The following is a 16980-nucleotide window of genomic DNA, read 5'->3' as shown; positions in this document are numbered from 1 at the left end:
GTCCGTCACGCATGAGTCGAATATCACCTACGGCGCGGCCGTCGCCGTGCACCCATAGTTCGGGGTCCATGATCCGCAAGCTCTTCGCCGGCGCGGGGATGGCCGTGCTGTGGCTGCTTGCGCCGCTGGCCTCGGCCCAGCCGCAGGCCGCTTCCTTCGACCTCGTCGTCCGCGCCCCCGACCCGCTCAAGGAAATCCTCGAACGCAACCTGGAGCTGCGCCGTTACCGCGAAGTCACCGACCTCGACGACGCCGAGATCGCGCGGCTGATCGTGCTGGCGGAGAAGGACGCGCGCGAGCTGCTGGCCACCCAGGGCTACTTCGCGCCGCAGGTGCGCATCTCGCGCGAGCCTGGCACGCGGCCCACCCTGCTGGTGGCGGTGGAGCCCGGGCGCGCACGCGCATCGCCGAGGCCAGCATCGCGTTCGAGGGCGACATCGCCACCAGCAGCGATGCCGAGGCCGTGTCGCAGCGGCAAGGGATCCGCGCCAGCTGGCCGCTGCGCGCCGGCGAGCCCTTCACGCAGGCCGGCTGGGACCGCGCGAAGTCGGAAGCCACGCGGCAGCTGATCGCGCGCCGCTATCCGGCCGGCCGCATCAGCTACAGCCTGGCGGACGTCGATGCGGCGACGTCCTCCGCGCGGCTCGGATTGAAGCTCGACTCCGGCGCGCTGTTCCGCCTTGGCCCCGTGCAGGTGACGGGCGTGGAGCGCTACGACCCGGTGCTGGTGCCGCGGCTGGCGCGCCTGCCGGTCGGCTCGGTGTACGACCAGGAGAAGATCGTGCAGGCGCAGTTGCGCCTGTCCGGCAGCGGCTACTTCGACTCCGCCTTCATCTTCGTCGACCCCGACACGTCCGACCCCAACGCCGCGCCGGTGCAGGTGACCGTGCGCGAAGCGCCGCTGCAGAAGGTGGTGCTGGGCCTGGGCTTCACCACCGACGGCGGGCCGCGCGCGTCGCTGGAGCACACGCACAACCGGCTGCCCCTGGTGGGCTGGCGCGCGGTGAGCAAGCTGCAGGCGGAGAAGAAGAATCCCTTCGCGCAGACCGAGTGGACCGCGATCCCCGACGAGGACGGCTGGCGCTGGGCCGTGCTCGCGCGCGGCGAGAAGCTGGACGACGACCGCCTCGTGACGCACAGCCAGCGCCTGCGCGCGGGCCGCTTCCAGAACGGCGACCGCATCGACCGCAACGTGTACGTGCAGTACGAACGCGCCACGGTGCAGAACCCGCGCAACGTGCCGCTGACGCCGCTGGACACCGGCGAGGGCTCCGCGGTCAGCGCCAACTACATCTGGACCGGCCGCTACTTCGACGACCTGCAGCTGCCCAGCAGCGGCTACGGCATCGCCATCGAATTCGGCGGCGGCCTGACCCTCGGCGGCAACGGCCATCCCTTCCAGCGCACGCTGGTGCGCTGGCTCGGCCTGCGGCCGCTGAAGAGCGGACGGCTGCAGCTGCGCGCCGAGGCCGGCGCGGTGCTGGCGCAGGACGGTGCGCGGGTGCCCGCGACGCAGCTGTTCCGCACCGGCGGCGACACCACGGTGCGCGGCTACAAGTACCTGGACATCGGCGTGCCGCTGACCGGCGACCTGGTCGGGCCCGGCCGCTACCTGGCGGTGGGCAGCGCCGAGTGGCAGCGGCCGATCCAGCGGCGCGGCCTGCCCACGCAGTTCGAGCACACGCTGTTCGTCGACGCCGGCTCGGTGGCGGACAAGCCCGGCGACATGCGGGCGCGGGTCGGCGTGGGCACCGGCGTGCGCTGGCGCAGCCCGGTGGGGCCGGTGGAAGGCGCCATCGCCTACGGGCTGCATTCGAAGCGCTTCCGCCTGCATTTCAGCGCGGGGTTCGTGTTTTGAACGCGCGCATCGCCCGCGTCACCCGCATCACGGTCCGCGTGATGGTCGGCTTCGCGCTGCTGCTCCTGCTGGTGGCCGGGGGCCTGTGGTGGTGGGCGGGACAGGAAGGATCGCTGGACTGGCTGCTGCGACGCGTGGGCGGCCGCGTGTCCCTGCAAGGCGAGGGCGTGCAGGGATCGGTGCGCGGCGCCTGGCACATCCGGCGCATCGTCTGGGAGCGCGACGGCCTGCGGCTGGAGGCCGAGGACATCCGGCTGGAATGGCAGCCGGTCGCGCTGCTGGGCCGGACGCTGCAGCTGGAGCAGGTGCAGGTCGCGCGTGCGCGCGTGATCGACCGGCGTCCGCGCAGCGAGGAGGCGATGAAGCTGCCGCAGGACCTGCGCCTGCCGTGGCAGGTGAACGTGGAGCAGCTGCAGGTCGGCACGCTGTCGTACCGCGGGCGCATGGAACTCGAAGCGAGCGGGCTGGCGGCGCAGTACGCCTTCGACGGCCTGCGCCATCGCGTCGCGCTCCAGTCCCTGCGGCTGGCCGGCGGCGACTACCGCGGCGACCTGAAGCTGCTGGCGATCGCGCCCCTGACGGTCGATGCATCCCTGGCGGGGCGCTTCGCGGCGCCGGTCCCGGGCGTCGAGCGGAAGGTGCCCCTGGACTTCGAGCTGCGCGCGCAAGGGCCGGCGTCGGCGATCGATGCGACTGCGCGCCTGCAGGTGGCGCCGGGCGCCGGCCTGCAGGGCGAGCTGCCGCGCGCCACCGCGAGCGCGCGCCTTGCGCCGTTCGCGGCCATGCCTGTGCCGAAGGGCGAGGCCGATTTCCAGCAGCTGGACCTGGCGATGTTCTGGCCGGCCGCGCCGCGCACGCTGCTGTCGGGGCACGTCGAGGTCGTGCCCTCGGCTGCGGGCGCCTACGCGCTGCGTGCCGACCTGCGCAACCGCGCGGCCGGTCCCTGGGATGCGAAGAAGCTGCCCGTGGTCACCGCGCGCGGCGAAGGCGAGTGGCGCGACGGCGTTGCGTTGGTGAAGACGCTGGCGGCGGAAGCGGGCGGTGGCCGCATCGAAGGCAGTGGCGCCTGGGAAGGCCAGGGCTGGAAGTTCGAGGGCCGGGTGGACGCGGTGGATCCTGCGCAGCTGCACACGAGCCTGGCGCCGCTGCCGCTCACCGGGCCCTTGCGCCTGCAGGGCGAGGGCCGAACCGTGAACTTCGATGTCTCGCTGCAGGCCGGTGCGCCGCGCTCGCGCGTGGCACGGGACGACGCCTTGCCGGCGGCCGCCAGCGCGCTGGAACTGCGCGACGTGCTCGCCAAGGGGCGCTGGGCCGGCGATGCCTTGAGCTTGTCGCAGCTGCGCGTGCGGACGAGCGACGCATTGCTGGAAGGCGAACTCGATTGGCAGCTGGCGGCCAGCCGGGGCCAGGGGCGGCTGAACCTGCGCGCGCCCGGCCTGCAGGCGCAGGCCAAGGGCAGCGTGGCGGAAAGCCGCGGGCAGGGCAGCGCGGACATCGCGTCCACCGACCTCGCGCAGGCGCAGCGCTGGCTGGCGCGCTGGCCCGGGCTGCGCGACATGCTCAAGCCCTTCGCGCTGCGCGGCAACGCGCAGGCGCAGCTGGCGTGGCAGGGCGGCTGGCGTGATCCCACCGTGCAGGCGAAGGCGACGGCGCGTGCGCTCGGCTGGCAGGCCGCGGGCGCGAAGCAGGATGCGGCTGCGCCGCCGTGGACGGTGCGCGATGCATCGCTGCAGGTGCAAGGGCGCCTGCGCGATGCGGCGCTGGACCTGCGCGCGCAGGCGGAGCAGGGCCAGCGGAAAGTGGACGTGGTGGGAGCCGGCCGCCTCGGCGCGACGCTGGGCGGCGCCGCCACGCAATGGCGCGGGCAGGTGGCCAGCCTGTCGGCGCGCCTGCAGGATGCGTCGATCACGCCGGGGCCCTGGCAGGTGCAATTGCAGCGGCCCGTGGACTGGCGCGCCAGCGGCGGCAATTTCGAAGTGGCGGCGGGCGAAGCGCTGCTGCGCGCGCCGGCGATGCGCAGCGGCTCGCCGGCCACCGATGCGGTGCTGTCCTGGACGCCGGTGCGGCGCCAGGGCGGGACCTTGTCGACGGCAGGACGCCTGGGCGGCCTGCCGCTGGCATGGATCGAGCTGGTGGGCGGATCGCAGCTGGCCGGCTCCGCGCTTTCGGGCGACATGGTGTTCGACGCGCAGTGGAACGCCCAGCTCGGGCGCACGGTGCGCGTGGAGGCGTCGCTGGCGCGCGTGCGCGGCGACGTCAACGTGCTGGCGGAGAGCGTCGACGGCGCGGCCGCGCGCGTGAGCGCCGGCGTGCGCGATGCGCGCCTGACGGTCGCCAGCCAGGGCGAGCAGCTCGTGTTCTCGCTGCTGTGGGACAGCGAGCGCGCCGGCCATGCCGAAGGGCAGCTGCGCACGCGGCTCGTGCAGGACGCGGACGGCTGGTCCTGGCCGCAGCAGGCGCCGATCTCCGGTCGCCTGCAGGCGCAGCTGCCGCGCATCGGCGTGTGGTCGCTGCTGGCGCCACCGGGCTGGCGGTTGCGCGGATCGCTGGCCGCCGACATCGCGATCGGCGGCACGCGCGCGCAGCCCGAGCTGTCGGGCCCGGTGAACGCGGACGACCTCGCGCTGCGCTCCGTCGTCGACGGCATCGAGCTGCGCAACGGGCGGCTGCGCGCGCGGCTGGCGGGACAGCGCGTGGTGGTCAGCGAGTTCCTGCTGCAAGGCAGCGACGAGGGCGGGGGCGGCGGCACGCTGCTCGCGTACGGCGAGGGCAGCTGGACGCCCGAGGGACCCGTGTTCCAGGCGAACGCGCAGCTCTCGCAGCTGCGGGCCAGCATCCGCAGCGACCGGCAGCTGGTGGTGTCCGGTCCCGTGGAAGCGCGCATGGACCGCGCCGGCACCACGGTCACGGGCGAGTTGCGCGTGGACCGCGCGCGCATCCAGATCCCCGACGAAACCCCGCCCCGCCTGGGCGACGACGTGCTGGTGCGCAATGCGCCCGGCGTCGCCGTCACCGAGACCGAACGCAAGCAGCGGCCGCCCGCGGCCACCGAGGGTGCGCGTCCCTTGAACCTTCGGATCGCCTTCGACCTGGGCAACGATTTCCGGGTGACGGGCCGTGGCGTGGACACTCGGCTGGCCGGTTCGCTGCAGGTGCAGGCCAGCGCAGCCGGCACGCCGCAGATCGTCGGCCTGATCCGCACCGCGGGCGGTACCTACGAAGCCTATGGCCAGCGCATGAACATCGAGCGTGGCGAACTGCGCTTCACCGGCCCGGCCGACAACCCCGCGCTCGACATCCTGGCCCTGCGCCCGAACATGACCGAGAAGGTGGGCGTGCTGGTGACCGGCCGTGCGCAGTCGCCGCACGTGGAGCTGTATTCGGAAGGGGGCCTCTCGGAAGCGGAGACCCTGTCGTATGTGGTGCTGGGACGCTCGTCCTCCGGCGGTGGCGCGGAGACCGCGCTGTTGCAACGCGCGGCCACCGCGCTGCTATCGGGCCGCCGCGGCACCGGCAAGGGCATCGCCGGTAGCCTGGGACTGGACGACCTGAGCGTGCGTCCGGACAGCACCAGCGGCGCCGTGGTGCGCGTGGGCAAGCGCTTCGCCGACAACTTCTACGCCGCCTACGAACGCAGCCTGTCGGGGACCATGGGCACGCTGTTCATCTTCTCTAGACGTTTCGCGCAGGGTGACGGTGCGGGCGGAGGCGGGGAACGGGCCGGGCTGGACCTGATCTTCACCTTCGCGTTCGACGGGCTGCGGAAGAAGTGAAATTCATGGGATTGCGGGCTGGACCTGCAATGCACGACAGCGGCCGGCTCACCTCGCCGCGGGCATCTCGAACACCAGGCACGTCGTCGTCGCATGTGCATACAGCGTCCCGTCCGGCCCCACCAGTCGCGCCTCCGCCGTTGCCAGCTGCCGGCCGCAGTGCAGCACGCGCCCTTCCGCGCGCACCCGCTGCACCCTGGTGCCGATCGCCTTGACCAGGTTCACGCCGAGTTCCGCGGTGGTGTAGCCGCGGCCGGGCGGCATCATGGTGTGAACGGCGCAGCCGAGCGCGGAGTCCAGCAGCGTCGCGTACCAGCCGCCGTGGATGCCGCCCATGGGATTGAGGTGCCCCGGCCCCGGCGCGCCCTGGAACACCGCGCGGCCCTCGCCGACTTCCAGCAGCTGGAAATCCAGCGTGCGCGCGATCGGCGGGTAGGGCAGCTCGCCGCGCAGCATCGCCTGCAGCACTTCCAGGCCGCTGCGCCCGGCCACCTGCTCGGGGCGCGCGACGCCGCAGCCCGCGCCCGCGTCCAGGCGCGCCTTCACTTCGCGCTCCTGCGCGAGCCATGCTTCCAGCTGGTCCACCTTGCTCATTCGTCCGCTCCGGAATCAACTTGCATATGCAATGGTTGCAGCTACAATAATCGCCATGGACACCGCTGTCAAGCCGCAGGGCTGCACCAACCTCAAGCTGCGCCAGCTGATGCGCCGGGTGGCGCAGCTCTACGACGCCGAGGTGGGCAAGACCGGCCTGCGCGGCACGCAGTACTCGCTGCTGTCGTATGCGGTGAAACTCGGGCCGCTGCGTCCGGTGGACCTGGCGCGGGCGATGAAGGTCGATGCGTCCACGCTCACGCGCAACCTGCGGCCGCTGATCGATGCCGGCCTGCTGGTGCTGGAGCCGGGGGTCGACGGCCGCAGCCGTCTCGTCAGCGCCACGCCGGCGGGAAAGGAGAAACGGCAGGAGGCGCAGCGGCGCTGGCGTGTGGCGCAGGAGTCACTCAATCAGCGACTCGGCGCGCACCGCGTGCTAGCGTTGCACGCTCTGCTGGACGAGTGCCAGGACCTGCTCGCCGACATTCCGGAGGGGAATCACGATGAGTGAAGCGATGCGCCGCTACGCTTTCTGGCTGGTGATGCTGGCCGCGGCCGGGACCTTCGCGCTCACCATGGGCGCGCGCCAGAGCATGGGCCTGTTCCTGCCGGCGCTGAACACCTCCACCGGCCTGGGCCTGGGCAGCATCAGCCTGGCCTTCGCCTTCGGCCAGCTCTGGTGGGGACTCACGCAGCCCTTCGCCGGCGCGATGGCCGACAAGTACGGCGCCGGCCGCGTGCTCGCCGTCGGCGTGGTGCTGCTGGCCATCGGCACCTTCATCACCCCGCTGATGACCACCACCATGGGCCTGATCTTCGCCATCGGCGTGCTGGCGTCCGGAGGCTCCGGCATGGCGGGGCCCGCGGTGCTGATGTCGGCCAGCGTGCGCATGATCGATCCCGCGCGCCGCGGCATCGCCACCGGCCTGGTCAACGCCGGCGGTTCCTTCGGCCAGTTCGCCACCGCGCCGATCGCCGCCTCCTGATCGTCGGCATCGGCTGGGGCTCCGCGATGCAGGTGCTGGCGCTGATGACGCTGCTTTGCCTGCCGGCCGCGTGGGTGCTGCGCGGAACGGCGGCCGCGCACGGCACGGCGACCGGACAGAAACCGGTCGGCGCCGGCCAGGCCGTCAAGCAGGCGCTGCGCAACTCCGACTACCTGCTGCTGGGCGCGGGCTTCTTCGTCTGCGGCTTCCACGTCGCCTTCCTCGCGGTGCACCTGCCCGGCGTGGTCGAGGCCTGCGGGCTGCCGACGCAATGGGGCGGCTGGGCGCTCGCGATGCTGGGGCTGTTCAACATCGTCGGCAGCCTCGCGGTGGGCTGGGCCGTGGGCCGCTGGCGCATGAAGTCGCTGCTGTCCCTGATCTATGCGGTGCGCGCGCTCGCCGTGCTGGTGTTCCTGTTCGCGCCCAAGACCGGGCCCGTGGTGCTGATGTTCGCGGCCGTGATGGGCCTCACCTACCTGTCCACGGTGCCGCCGACGGCGGGACTGGTGGCCAAGTTCTTCGGCCCGGCCAACATGGCCACGCTGTTCGGCGTGGTGATGCTCACCCACCAGGTCGGCGCCTTCGTCGGCTCCTGGCTGGGAGGCCGCGTGTTCGAGCGCACCGGCGCCTACGACTGGGTCTGGTACATCGACATCGTGCTGGCCATCGGCGCCGCGCTGGTGCACCTGCCGATCCGCGAGGCGCCGCTGCCGGCGCGCCCGTCCGCGGCCACAGCCTGAGCCCACCCCGGGCGCGGCCTGCCGGTTCGCCGCGCCGAATGCCGCGCAGCCATGCGCCCGCGTGGCTCAGCGTTGGACACGGCCTACAAAAGGAAGAGCCAGCTGCCGGTCTTTTTCTCGGCGAGTCCTCCCGCCCCTTGTTGCGCGGAAGTACTACCATAGGAGTCACATGATAGTTGCAGAGTATTATCATGTTTGCAAGCTCGAGGGATCGCATGGAAGAGAAACCCGCCCGCCTCACCGTCCTGATCGACGCGGAGAAGAAAAAGGCGTTCGAGGACCTGTGCGCGGCACAGGACATCACGGCATCGCAAGTGGTAAGGCAGCTGATCCGCGAGTATCTCGCCCGCCACGGCGTGCAGTACGCCAGCGCCAACGGCCAGCGCATCGAGTGAGTCCCGCCCTCGCGGCGGCGGAAAGCAATTACAATCCGATTAACATCGGAACCGCCGCCCATGGAGCTCAAGACCGCAAGGCTCACCATCCTGATCGACCCGGAAAAGAAACTGGCTTTCGAGGCCCTTTGCCGCACCCAGGACATGACGCCGTCGCAGGTCGTGCGCCGGCTGATCCGGGAGTTCATGGAGCAGCAGGCACCGGCCGCCGCGCCGCGCCGCCCGGCTCCGCGCAAGGCCGCACCGGCGCGCCGCTCCCGCTGAGGGCTACACGGGCACTGTGTAGTTCAGCGTCATCCGGCCACCGTCGACCACGACGATCTCGCCGGTGACGTAGCTGGACGCATCGCTGGCCAGGTAGGCCACCAGGTCCGCCACTTCCGAAGGCTCGCCCAGCCGCTTCATCGGCGTGCGGCTCAGGATCTTCTTCTTCGCTTCCTCGCTGGTCAGCACCGCCTTGGCCGCGAGCTCCGTTGCGATCGTGCCGGGAGCGACCGCATTCACCCGGATGCCCTTGTCGGCCAGCGCCAGCGCCATCACGCGCGTGAGCTGGTTGATGCCGCCCTTGCTCACGTTGTAGCTGGCGATGTTGGGGATGGTCAGCACGGCGTTGACCGAACTCATGTTCACGATCGCGCCTCGGCCCGCCTTGGCCATCTCGCGCGCCACCGCCTGCCCCACCAGGAAGGAGCCCTTCAGGTTGATGCGCAGCACCGCGTCGAAGTCGGCCTCGGTGATGTCCAGGAAGTCGGCGGCCTTGAAGATGCCGGCGTTGTTGACCAGCACGTCGATGCGGCCATGACTGAGCATGGTCTTGGCCACCAGCGTGTCCACCTGCGCCTTGTCGCCCACGTCGCAGTGCACGTACAGCGCGTCCAGTTCCTGCGCGAGCGCCTGGCCGCGCTGGTCGTCGATATCGGCGATCACCACCTTGGCGCCCTCGCGCGCGAAGCGGCGGGCGCAGGCTTCGCCAATGCCCTGGGCGGCGCCGGTGACGATGCAGACGCGGCCCTGCAGGCCGAACTGGACGTTGGAGGAAGGGGGCGGAGTGGTGGACGCGCTGTTCATGCGCGGATGGTACCGCTCCACGCCGCCGCGAAAGCCTGCGCCGCAGCGGCGACCGCCTGCGCGTCCATGCCGGGCTTGTAGAGCGCAGAGCCGATGCCGAAGCCGCCGGCACCGGCGTCGCGGTAGGCCGCCATCGTCCCCGGCGCGATGCCGCCCACCGGCATCAGCACCGCGTCCGCGGGCAGCACGGCGCGCAAGGCCTTCACGGCACCCGGCGGGATCATCTCGGCGGGGAAGAGCTTCAGCGCGCTCGCGCCCGCGTCCAGCGCGGCGAAGGCCTCGGTCGGCGTCATCACGCCCGGCACCGCGGCCATTCCGAGCTGCGTTGCGGCCTGCACCACGCGCGCGTCGACATGCGGGGAGACCACCAGCCGGCCGCCGGCGGCGTGCACGGCCCGGACTTCGTCGGGTGTGCGGACGGTGCCGGCGCCGACGATCGCGTTCGGGTGGCGCCTGGCCAATGCAGCAATGCTTTGCAGCGGGTCTGGAGAATTCAGCGGCACCTCGAGCAGGCGCCAGCCAGCGTCCACCAGCGCATCGCCGACGGCGCCGGCCTCGGGCGGCGTGATGCCGCGCAGGATGGCCACCAACGGCAGCCGCGCGAGGGCCTCGCGCCCAGCCTGGGCGAGCATTGCGTCCATCATTCCTCCAGGGTGCGGGCCAGCGCCCACAGGCCGCGCCAGGTCGCCTCGGCACCGATGCTGCGTGCCTCGCGGTCCAGCGCGTGCAGCGCCAGCCCGTAGCGTTGCGTGAGCCCCGGGCTGCCGACCAGCACCACGGGGCCGGCCGCGTCCTCGCGCATGCGCAGTTCCTCCCCGATCACCAGGCCCGAGAGATAGCTCGGGAGCGCGGCGGCCGGCATGCGGTCGAACAGCGCCAGCGTGCGCGCGCTGAAGGCGCCGTGCAGCAGGCCGCGCGCTTCCTGCGCGTGGCGAACGCCGCGCACGAAGGCTTCGTCGTCGTGCGGGTCGTCCTGCGGCGGCATCATGCGCGCCAGGATCGAGTGCTGGCGCAGCAGGGCGTATACCTCGCCGGTCATGAAGGTGGCGAAGGACTGTACGCGTCCGTCCCGCACCTGCACCCACTTGCTGTGCGTGCCGGGCAGCACGAACGTGCCTTCGTCGCGCTGCAGCAGGTCGAGCGCGCCGAAGACCTGCACCTCCTCGCCGCGGATCACGTCGGGCACGCCATCGGCTTCGCAGGACAGGCCGGGCACCAGCGCGATGCGTCCCTGTTCGATCCACAGCAGGCCGCCGGCGAGTTCCGGAAAGCCGGCGGGACAGGCGAGGTAAGGCGCTTCGCGCCAGCCTTGCCGGCTGCCGGCCATGCCGCTCACCAGGCACAACGCAACGGCATCGCCCAGCCACTCGCCGCAGGTCTCGGCCAGCACGGCGGGGAAGCCGCCGGCCGGCACGCCCAGGATGCCGCGGGTGGAGGCCCGCTCCTCCAGCACCGCGCCGTCGGGCGCGATGCGCGCCGCGCGCAGGGCGCTGGTGCCCCAGTCGACGGCGACGAGGGGGCGCACGACCTCAGTGGTTGTCGCGCGGCACGAAGGCGCCGCGCTTGCCGACCAGGAAGTCCAGGTCGGCGCCTTCGTCGGCCTGCAGCACGTGGTCGATGTAGAGCTTCCAGTAGCCGGAGGACAGCGGCGGCTTCGGCGGCTGCCACTTCGCCATGCGCTTGGCGAGTTCGGCGTCGCTCACCTCCAGGTGCAGGCGGCGCTTGGGCACGTCGAGCTCGATCATGTCCCCGTTCTGCACCAGCGCCAGCGGACCACCCGCGGCTGCTTCCGGCGCCGTGTGCAGCACCACCGTGCCATAGGCCGTGCCGCTCATGCGCGCGTCGCTGATGCGGACCATGTCGGTGATGCCCTTGCGCAGCACCTTGGGCGGCAGCGGCATGTTGCCGACCTCCGCCATGCCCGGATAGCCCTTGGGGCCGCAGTTCTTCAGGACCAGCACGCAGTGTTCGTCCACGTCCAGGTCTTCGTCGTCGATGCGCTTGTGGAAGTCCTCGATGTCCTCGAACACCACGGCGCGGCCGCGGTGCACCATCAGCTGCGGCGTGGCGGCGCTGGGCTTGATCACCGCACCGCGCGGGGCGAGGTTGCCGCGCAGCACCGCGATGCCCGCCTTCTCCTTGAAGGGCGCGGCCAGCGGCTGGATCACTTCCTGATTGAAGTTCTGCGCATCGGCGATGTTCTCGCGCACGGTCTTGCCGCTGGCGGTGACCGCATCCAGGTGCAGGTGGCTTTCGATTTCCTTCATCACGACCGGCAGGCCGCCGGCGTAGCAGAAGTCCTCCATCAGGTGCTTGCCGGACGGCTGCAGGTTCACCAGGCAGGGCATCTCGCTGCCCAGCTTGTCGAAGTCCTCGATGGACAGCTCCACGCCGATGCGGCGGGCGATGGCGATCAGGTGGATCACCGCGTTGGTCGAGCCGCCGATGGCCGCCAGGGTCTTGATGGCATTCTCGAAAGCTTCGCGGGTGAGGATGCTGGAGAGCTTCTGGTCGGTGTGGACCATCTCCACGATGCGGCGGCCCGCCATGCGCGCGATCACGTTGCGGCGGCCGTCTACCGCGGGATAGGCTGCGTTGCCCGGCAGGCCCACGCCCAGCGCTTCGACCATGCTGGCCATGGTGGAGGCCGTGCCCATGGTCATGCAGTGGCCGTGGCTGCGGTGCATGCAGCTTTCGGCCTCGAAGAAGTCCTGCAGCTTGAGCGTGCCGGCGCGCACCTGCTCGCTCATGCTCCACACGCCGGTGCCGGAACCCAGTTCCTGGCCGCGCCACTTGCCACTGAGCATGGGCCCGCCGGACACCCCGATGGTGGGCAGGTCCACGCTGGAGGCGCCCATGATCAGCGAGGGCGTGGTCTTGTCGCAGCCCATGAGCAGCACGACGCCGTCCACCGGGTTGCCGCGGATCGATTCCTCCACGTCCATGCTCGCCAGGTTGCGATAGAGCATGGCGGTGGGGCGCAGCAGCGTCTCGCCCAGCGACATCACGGGGAATTCGAGCGGGAAGCCGCCGGCCTCGTACACGCCGATCTTCACCTGTTCCGCGAGCGTGCGGAAATGCGAGTTGCAGGGCGTGAGCTCGCTGAAAGTGTTGCAGATGCCGATGACGGGGCGGCCGTCGAACTGGTCGTGCGGCACGCCCTTGCCCTTGACCCAGCTGCGGTAGGCGAAGCCGTCGCGATCCTGCCGGCCGAACCACTGCTGGGAGCGCAGCTCCTCGGGCTTTTTCCTTTTCATGGGGTGCTTATTCCTTGACCGCGCCGGTGAGCCCCGACACGTAATACTCGACGAAGAACGAATAGATGATGGCCACCGGCAGCGAGCCCAGCAGGGCCCCGGCCATGAGCGCGCCCCAATGGTAAACGTCTCCCTCGACCAGCTCGGTGACCACGCCCACCGGCACCGTCTTCACCTCCGAGGACGACACGAAGGTCAGCGCGTAGATGAACTCGTTCCACGACAGCGTGAAGGCGAAGATGCCGGCGGAGATCAGGCCCGGCACCGACAGCGGCAGGATGATCTTCACCAGGATCTGCAGGCGGGTCGCCCCGTCGATCAGCGCGCACTCCTCCAGCTCGAAGGGGATGGAGCGGAAGTAGCCCATGAGCAGCCAGGTGCAGAAGGGGATCAGGAAGGTCGGGTAGGTGAGGATCAGCGCCCAGCGCGTGTCGAACAGGCCCAGCTTGAACACGATGGTGGCCAGCGGGATGAACAGGATCGAGGGCGGCACCAGGTAGGCCAGGAAGATCGACAGCCCCACGTGGCGGGAGCCGCGGAAGCGCAGCCGCTCGATCGCGTAGGCCGCCAGCACCGACGCCAGCAGCGACACGAAGGTGGCCGAGACCGAGATGATCACCGTGTTCCACAGCCACTCCGGGTAGGAGGTGTTGAACAGCAGCTTCTTGAAGTGCGCCAGCGTCGGGGCGATCACCCAGAAGGGATTGCCGTCGCGCGAGAGCAGTTCGTTGTCCGGCTTGAAGGACGTGACCGCCATCCAGTAGAAGGGGAACAGCAGGACGAACACGAAGGCGGCCAGCGGCACGTAGAGCGTCACGACCCGGCGGGGCAGCGAGCTCAGGTAGTGCATGCCCTGGCTGTCGTCGGAATTGGCTTTCATGTGTCGTTGCCGCCTTGCTGCCAGGCCCGGCGCTGCAGGCCGAAATAGCTGAAGAGGATGGACGCCAGCAGGAAGGGCACCATCGCGATCGCGATGGCCGCGCCTTCGCCCAGCGCGCCGCCGGGGATCGCGCGCTGGAAGGACAGCGTCGCCATCAGGTGGGTGGCATTCAGCGGGCCGCCGCGCGTGAGCACGTAGATCAGCTGGAAGTCGGTGAACGTGAACAGCACCGAGAAGGTCATCACCACCGCGATGATCGGCGTGAGCAGGGGCAGGGTGACGAAGCGGAAGCGCTGCCAGCCGCTGGCGCCGTCGATGGCCGCCGCTTCGTACAGCGAAGGCGAGATCGTCTGCAGGCCGGCCAGCAGCGTGATGGCCACGAAGGGCACGCCGCGCCAGATGTTGGCGACGATGGTGGACAGCCGCGCGTTCCACGGGTCGCCCAGGAAGTCGATGTAGCTGTCGATCAGCCCCATCTTCATCAGCCCCCAGCTGATGATGGAGAACTGCGAGTCGTAGATCCACCAGAAGGCGATGGCGGACAGCGCCGTCGGCACGATGTAGGGCAGCAGGATCACCGTGCGGAAGAAGGTCTTGAACGGGATGTGCTCGTTCAGGATGATCGCCAGCCACAGCCCCAGCGCGAACTTGATGACGCTGGCGACCGCCGTGTAGAAGAGGGTGTTGAACAGCGCCAGCCGCGTGACGCTGTCCCCCAGAGGTAGATGTAGTTGGACAGGCCGACCCACTCGCCGCCGCGCCCCACCTTCTCGTCCGTGAACCCGAGCCAGACGCCCAGGCCCAGCGGATAGGTCAGGAACAGCAGCAGCAGCACCGCCGCGGGCAGCATGAACAGCAGCCCGAGGAAGTTGCGGCTGTTCTGCAGGCGGTGCAGCAGGCCGGGGCTGCTGGTGCGCAGCCCGGCCTCCGGCGTTGGCAGGGCGTCGGCCTTCACGCGCTCAGACCTTGTAGTAGCGCTCAGCGCGCTGCTGCGCCCGCTTGGCCGCTTCCTGCGGGGTCTTGGAGCCGCTCACCGCCTCGGCCACCATGTCCTGCACGATGAAGTCGGCCAGCGCGCCCGCGGACGCGTAGCCCAGCTTGCCGGCGTAGCCCGCGGGCCGCATGTTCTTGACGGCGTCGCGGTAGGGCGTGTTCTTCGGGTCGGCGGACCACACCGGGTTCTTCTCGTAGGCCACCAGGGGCTGCGAGATGTAGCCGCCGGCGGCCTGCATCCAGGGACCGTACTGTTCCTCTTCCATCATGAAGCGCACGAACTCCTTGGCGGCCTTCGGGTACTTGGTGTGCTTGAACACCATCTGGTTGAAGAACAGGTGGTACTCGGTCGGCACTCCCACCGGGCCGACCGGGAAGTTGGCGTGCTGGATGTCGGCCACCATGTCCTTGACCTTGGGGTCGGTGGAGTTCTTGGCGGCGTAGTAGATCGAGATGCCGTTGTTGGTCACCGAGACCTGGCCGTCGAGGAAGGCCTTGTTGTTGTTCGGGTCCAGCCAGGACAGCGTGCCCGGCACGAAGTTGGCGTACAGCTCCTTGCCGTACTCCAGCGCCTTGATGGTCGCCGGGCTGTCGATCACGACCTTGTTGCTCTTGTCCACGAGCGAGGCGCCGAAGGCCCAGATCAGCCATTGCGTCCAGCCGCTGTCACCCGTGGCGTGGCCCAGCGCCATGCCGCCGGGCGTGCCCTTGGCCTTGAGCGCCTGGAACATCTTCAGGAAGCCGTCGGTGTCCTTGGGGAAGCTGTTGATGCCGGCCGCCTTCAGCTGGCTGTCGCGGTACACCATCATCGAGCCGGTGCCGCCCAGCGGCACGCCGATCCACTTGCGGCCATCGGGGCGCAGATAGGCCTCGGCCGCGGGGTACCAGCCGCCGTACTTCTTGCCCAGGTAGTTGGCCACGTCGGTCATGTCGACCAGCTTGTCCGGGTAGAGGTTGGCGTCGTCGTTGGTGGACAGGATGATGTCCGGGCCGGCGCCGGTGTTGGCGGCCACCGCCGCCTTCGGGCGCACATCTTCCCAGCCCTCGTTGTCCAGGCGCACGTCGATGCCGTACTTGGCGGTGAACTTCTTGACGTTGGCGATGTAGGCGTCCTCGTCGCCCTGCACGAAGCGCTTCCAGCGCAGCACGCGCAGCTTGGCGCCCTTTTCCGGCGTGTTGTTCCACTGGGCCTGCGCGCTGGCCGGCCACAGGAGTGGCAGCGAGACGGCGGCGGCACCGGCCGATGCCTGGTTCAGAAACTTGCGACGGTTCGTCATAGGTGTCTCCTGTTGGTTGACGCAAAGGGGGAACGCAGGATCCGGGGCCGGCTTCCTCAGGGAAGCAGCCGCACGCCGCTGGCGGCGTCGAACAGGTGGGCGCGGGCGGGGTCCGGGCGCAGCCGGATCATTTCGCCGGGCCGGAAGGCGTGGCGGTCGCGGAACACGCTGGTGACCTCCACGCCGGCGATCTTGGTGAACACCTGCGTGTCGGCGCCGGTGGGCTCCACCACCACCACTTCGGTGGCCACGCCCTCGCTGCCGCCGGCCAGTTCCATGTGCTCGGGACGGGTGCCGTAGACCACGCCCTGGCCGTCCTGCAGCGCGGCGGCGGCGGGCGGCGCCGGCAGCCACAGGCCGTCGCCGAACTCGACGCGCGCGCTGCCGTTGGCGCGCCGGAGCACGCCGGGCAGGAAGTTCATGGCGGGCGAGCCGATGAAGCCGGCGACGAACTGGTTGGCCGGGTTGTCGTAGAGCTCCAGCGGCGTGCCGGTCTGCTCCACCAGGCCGTCGCGCATGACCACGATCTTGTCGGCCATGGTCATGGCCTCGATCTGGTCGTGCGTGACGTACACGGAGGTCGTCTTCAGCCGCTGGTGCAGCTCGCTGATCTCGGTGCGCATCTGCACGCGCAGCTTGGCGTCCAGGTTGGACAGCGGTTCGTCGAACAGGAAGACCTGCGGATCGCGCACGATGCAGCGTCCCATGGCCACGCGCTGGCGCTGGCCGCCCGAGAGCTGGCGCGGATAGCGATCGAGCAGCTCGCCCAGCCCGAGGATGTCCGCGGCCTTGCGCACGCGCTCGTCGGCCACCGACTTCGGCTGCTTGGCCAGCATCAGGCTGAAGGCCATGTTGTCGCGCACGGTCATGTGCGGGTACAGCGCGTAGTTCTGGAACACCATGGCGATGTCCCGTTCCTTGGGCGTCAGGCCGTTGACCACGCGGTCGCCGATGCGGATCTCGCCCTTGCTGATCTCCTCCAGCCCGGCGAGCATGCGCAGCAGCGTGGACTTGCCGCAGCCCGACGGCCCCACCAGCACGGCGAACTGCCCGTCCTCGATGGAGATGTCCACGCCGCGGATGATGCGCGCGGTGCCGAAATACTTCTCCACCCCTCTGATGTCGACTGTGGCCATCGTCCCTCGATGATGATGATGAT

The 16980-nt window shown here is 70.3% G+C and carries 14 protein-coding genes and 2 pseudogenes; 7 read left to right on the top strand and 9 right to left on the bottom strand.

Annotated features, from left to right (window positions below; translation table 11 throughout):
* The first annotated feature begins 68 nt into the window (after nt 1-68).
* Genes HK415_RS25110 through HK415_RS13010 form a run of 3 tightly spaced genes read left to right on the top strand, consistent with a single transcriptional unit; the run spans nt 69 to nt 5631 of the window.
* Nucleotides 69-569: a POTRA domain-containing protein gene (locus tag HK415_RS25110; protein WP_253261871.1), complete on the top strand. Its 501-nt coding sequence runs from the start codon at nt 69-71 to the stop codon at nt 567-569.
* On the top strand, nt 464-1858 hold the full coding sequence (locus HK415_RS25105; protein WP_309246685.1) for an autotransporter assembly complex protein TamA: 1395 nt from the start codon (nt 464-466) through the stop codon (nt 1856-1858). The genes HK415_RS25110 and HK415_RS25105 overlap by 106 nt, the downstream gene beginning before the upstream one ends.
* The gene (locus HK415_RS13010; protein ID WP_171559891.1) at nt 1855-5631 is read left to right on the top strand and encodes a translocation/assembly module TamB domain-containing protein; all 3777 of its coding nucleotides are present in this window, start codon (nt 1855-1857) and stop codon (nt 5629-5631) included. Before HK415_RS25105 ends, HK415_RS13010 begins: the two co-directional genes overlap by 4 nt.
* Nucleotides 5632-5679: 48 nt before the next feature.
* Here HK415_RS13010 and HK415_RS13005 read toward each other — a convergent pair whose 3' ends face one another.
* Nucleotides 5680-6225 carry a PaaI family thioesterase gene (locus tag HK415_RS13005; RefSeq protein ID WP_171559888.1) on the bottom strand — a complete coding sequence of 182 codons (546 nt, stop codon included), beginning with the start codon at nt 6223-6225 and terminating at the stop codon, nt 5680-5682.
* A 55-nt stretch (nt 6226-6280) separates the two neighbouring features.
* Between HK415_RS13005 and HK415_RS13000 the strand changes: the two genes are divergently transcribed.
* The 4 genes and pseudogenes from HK415_RS13000 to HK415_RS12985 all read left to right on the top strand — a co-directional run bounded on the left by HK415_RS13000 (nt 6281) and on the right by HK415_RS12985 (nt 8610).
* Nucleotides 6281-6736 (top strand): MarR family winged helix-turn-helix transcriptional regulator, encoded by a 456-nt coding sequence (locus tag HK415_RS13000; protein ID WP_171559885.1) that lies wholly within the window; start codon nt 6281-6283, stop codon nt 6734-6736.
* Nucleotides 6729-7951, top strand: a pseudogene (locus HK415_RS12995) (MFS transporter). The gene HK415_RS13000 and the pseudogene HK415_RS12995 overlap by 8 nt, the downstream one beginning before the upstream one ends.
* Before the next feature lie 215 nt (nt 7952-8166).
* Nucleotides 8167-8346 carry a ribbon-helix-helix protein gene (locus HK415_RS12990; protein WP_171559883.1) on the top strand — a complete coding sequence of 60 codons (180 nt, stop codon included), beginning with the start codon at nt 8167-8169 and terminating at the stop codon, nt 8344-8346.
* Between the two features lie 60 nt (nt 8347-8406).
* On the top strand, nt 8407-8610 hold the full coding sequence (locus tag HK415_RS12985) for a ribbon-helix-helix protein (protein ID WP_253261870.1): 204 nt from the start codon (nt 8407-8409) through the stop codon (nt 8608-8610).
* A gap of 3 nt (nt 8611-8613) precedes the next feature.
* Here HK415_RS12985 and HK415_RS12980 read toward each other — a convergent pair whose 3' ends face one another.
* The 8 genes and pseudogenes from HK415_RS12980 to HK415_RS12945 form a co-directional block, all read right to left on the bottom strand.
* The gene (locus HK415_RS12980) at nt 8614-9414 is read right to left on the bottom strand and encodes an SDR family NAD(P)-dependent oxidoreductase (protein WP_171559880.1); all 801 of its coding nucleotides are present in this window, start codon (nt 9412-9414) and stop codon (nt 8614-8616) included.
* Nucleotides 9411-10046: a 2-dehydro-3-deoxy-6-phosphogalactonate aldolase gene (locus HK415_RS12975; protein ID WP_253261869.1), complete on the bottom strand. Its 636-nt coding sequence runs from the start codon at nt 10044-10046 to the stop codon at nt 9411-9413. The genes HK415_RS12980 and HK415_RS12975 overlap by 4 nt, the downstream gene beginning before the upstream one ends.
* Nucleotides 10047-10054: 8 nt before the next feature.
* A complete protein-coding gene (locus HK415_RS12970) occupies nt 10055-10939 on the bottom strand; it encodes a 2-dehydro-3-deoxygalactonokinase (RefSeq protein ID WP_171559875.1) in 885 nt (294 codons plus the stop codon).
* Between the two features lie 4 nt (nt 10940-10943).
* A complete protein-coding gene (locus tag HK415_RS12965; protein ID WP_171559873.1) occupies nt 10944-12671 on the bottom strand; it encodes an IlvD/Edd family dehydratase in 1728 nt (575 codons plus the stop codon).
* 7 nt (nt 12672-12678) lie between these two features.
* A complete protein-coding gene (locus tag HK415_RS12960; protein ID WP_171559871.1) occupies nt 12679-13551 on the bottom strand; it encodes a carbohydrate ABC transporter permease in 873 nt (290 codons plus the stop codon).
* Nucleotides 13548-14449, bottom strand: a pseudogene (locus HK415_RS12955) (carbohydrate ABC transporter permease). The gene HK415_RS12960 and the pseudogene HK415_RS12955 overlap by 4 nt, the downstream one beginning before the upstream one ends.
* A gap of 61 nt (nt 14450-14510) precedes the next feature.
* Nucleotides 14511-15821: an ABC transporter substrate-binding protein gene (locus HK415_RS12950; protein WP_171559868.1), complete on the bottom strand. Its 1311-nt coding sequence runs from the start codon at nt 15819-15821 to the stop codon at nt 14511-14513.
* A 56-nt stretch (nt 15822-15877) separates the two neighbouring features.
* Nucleotides 15878-16957, bottom strand: coding sequence for an ABC transporter ATP-binding protein (locus HK415_RS12945; protein ID WP_171559866.1), 1080 nt, complete (start codon nt 16955-16957; stop codon nt 15878-15880).
* Nucleotides 16958-16980: the final 23 nt, after the last annotated feature.

Origin of the sequence: Ramlibacter montanisoli, assembly GCF_013087525.1 — a bacterium.
Lineage (GTDB): Bacteria > Pseudomonadota > Gammaproteobacteria > Burkholderiales > Burkholderiaceae_C > Ramlibacter > Ramlibacter montanisoli.
Note: the sequence above shows the minus strand (reverse complement) of the source record. Positions and strands in the feature narration are given on the sequence as shown.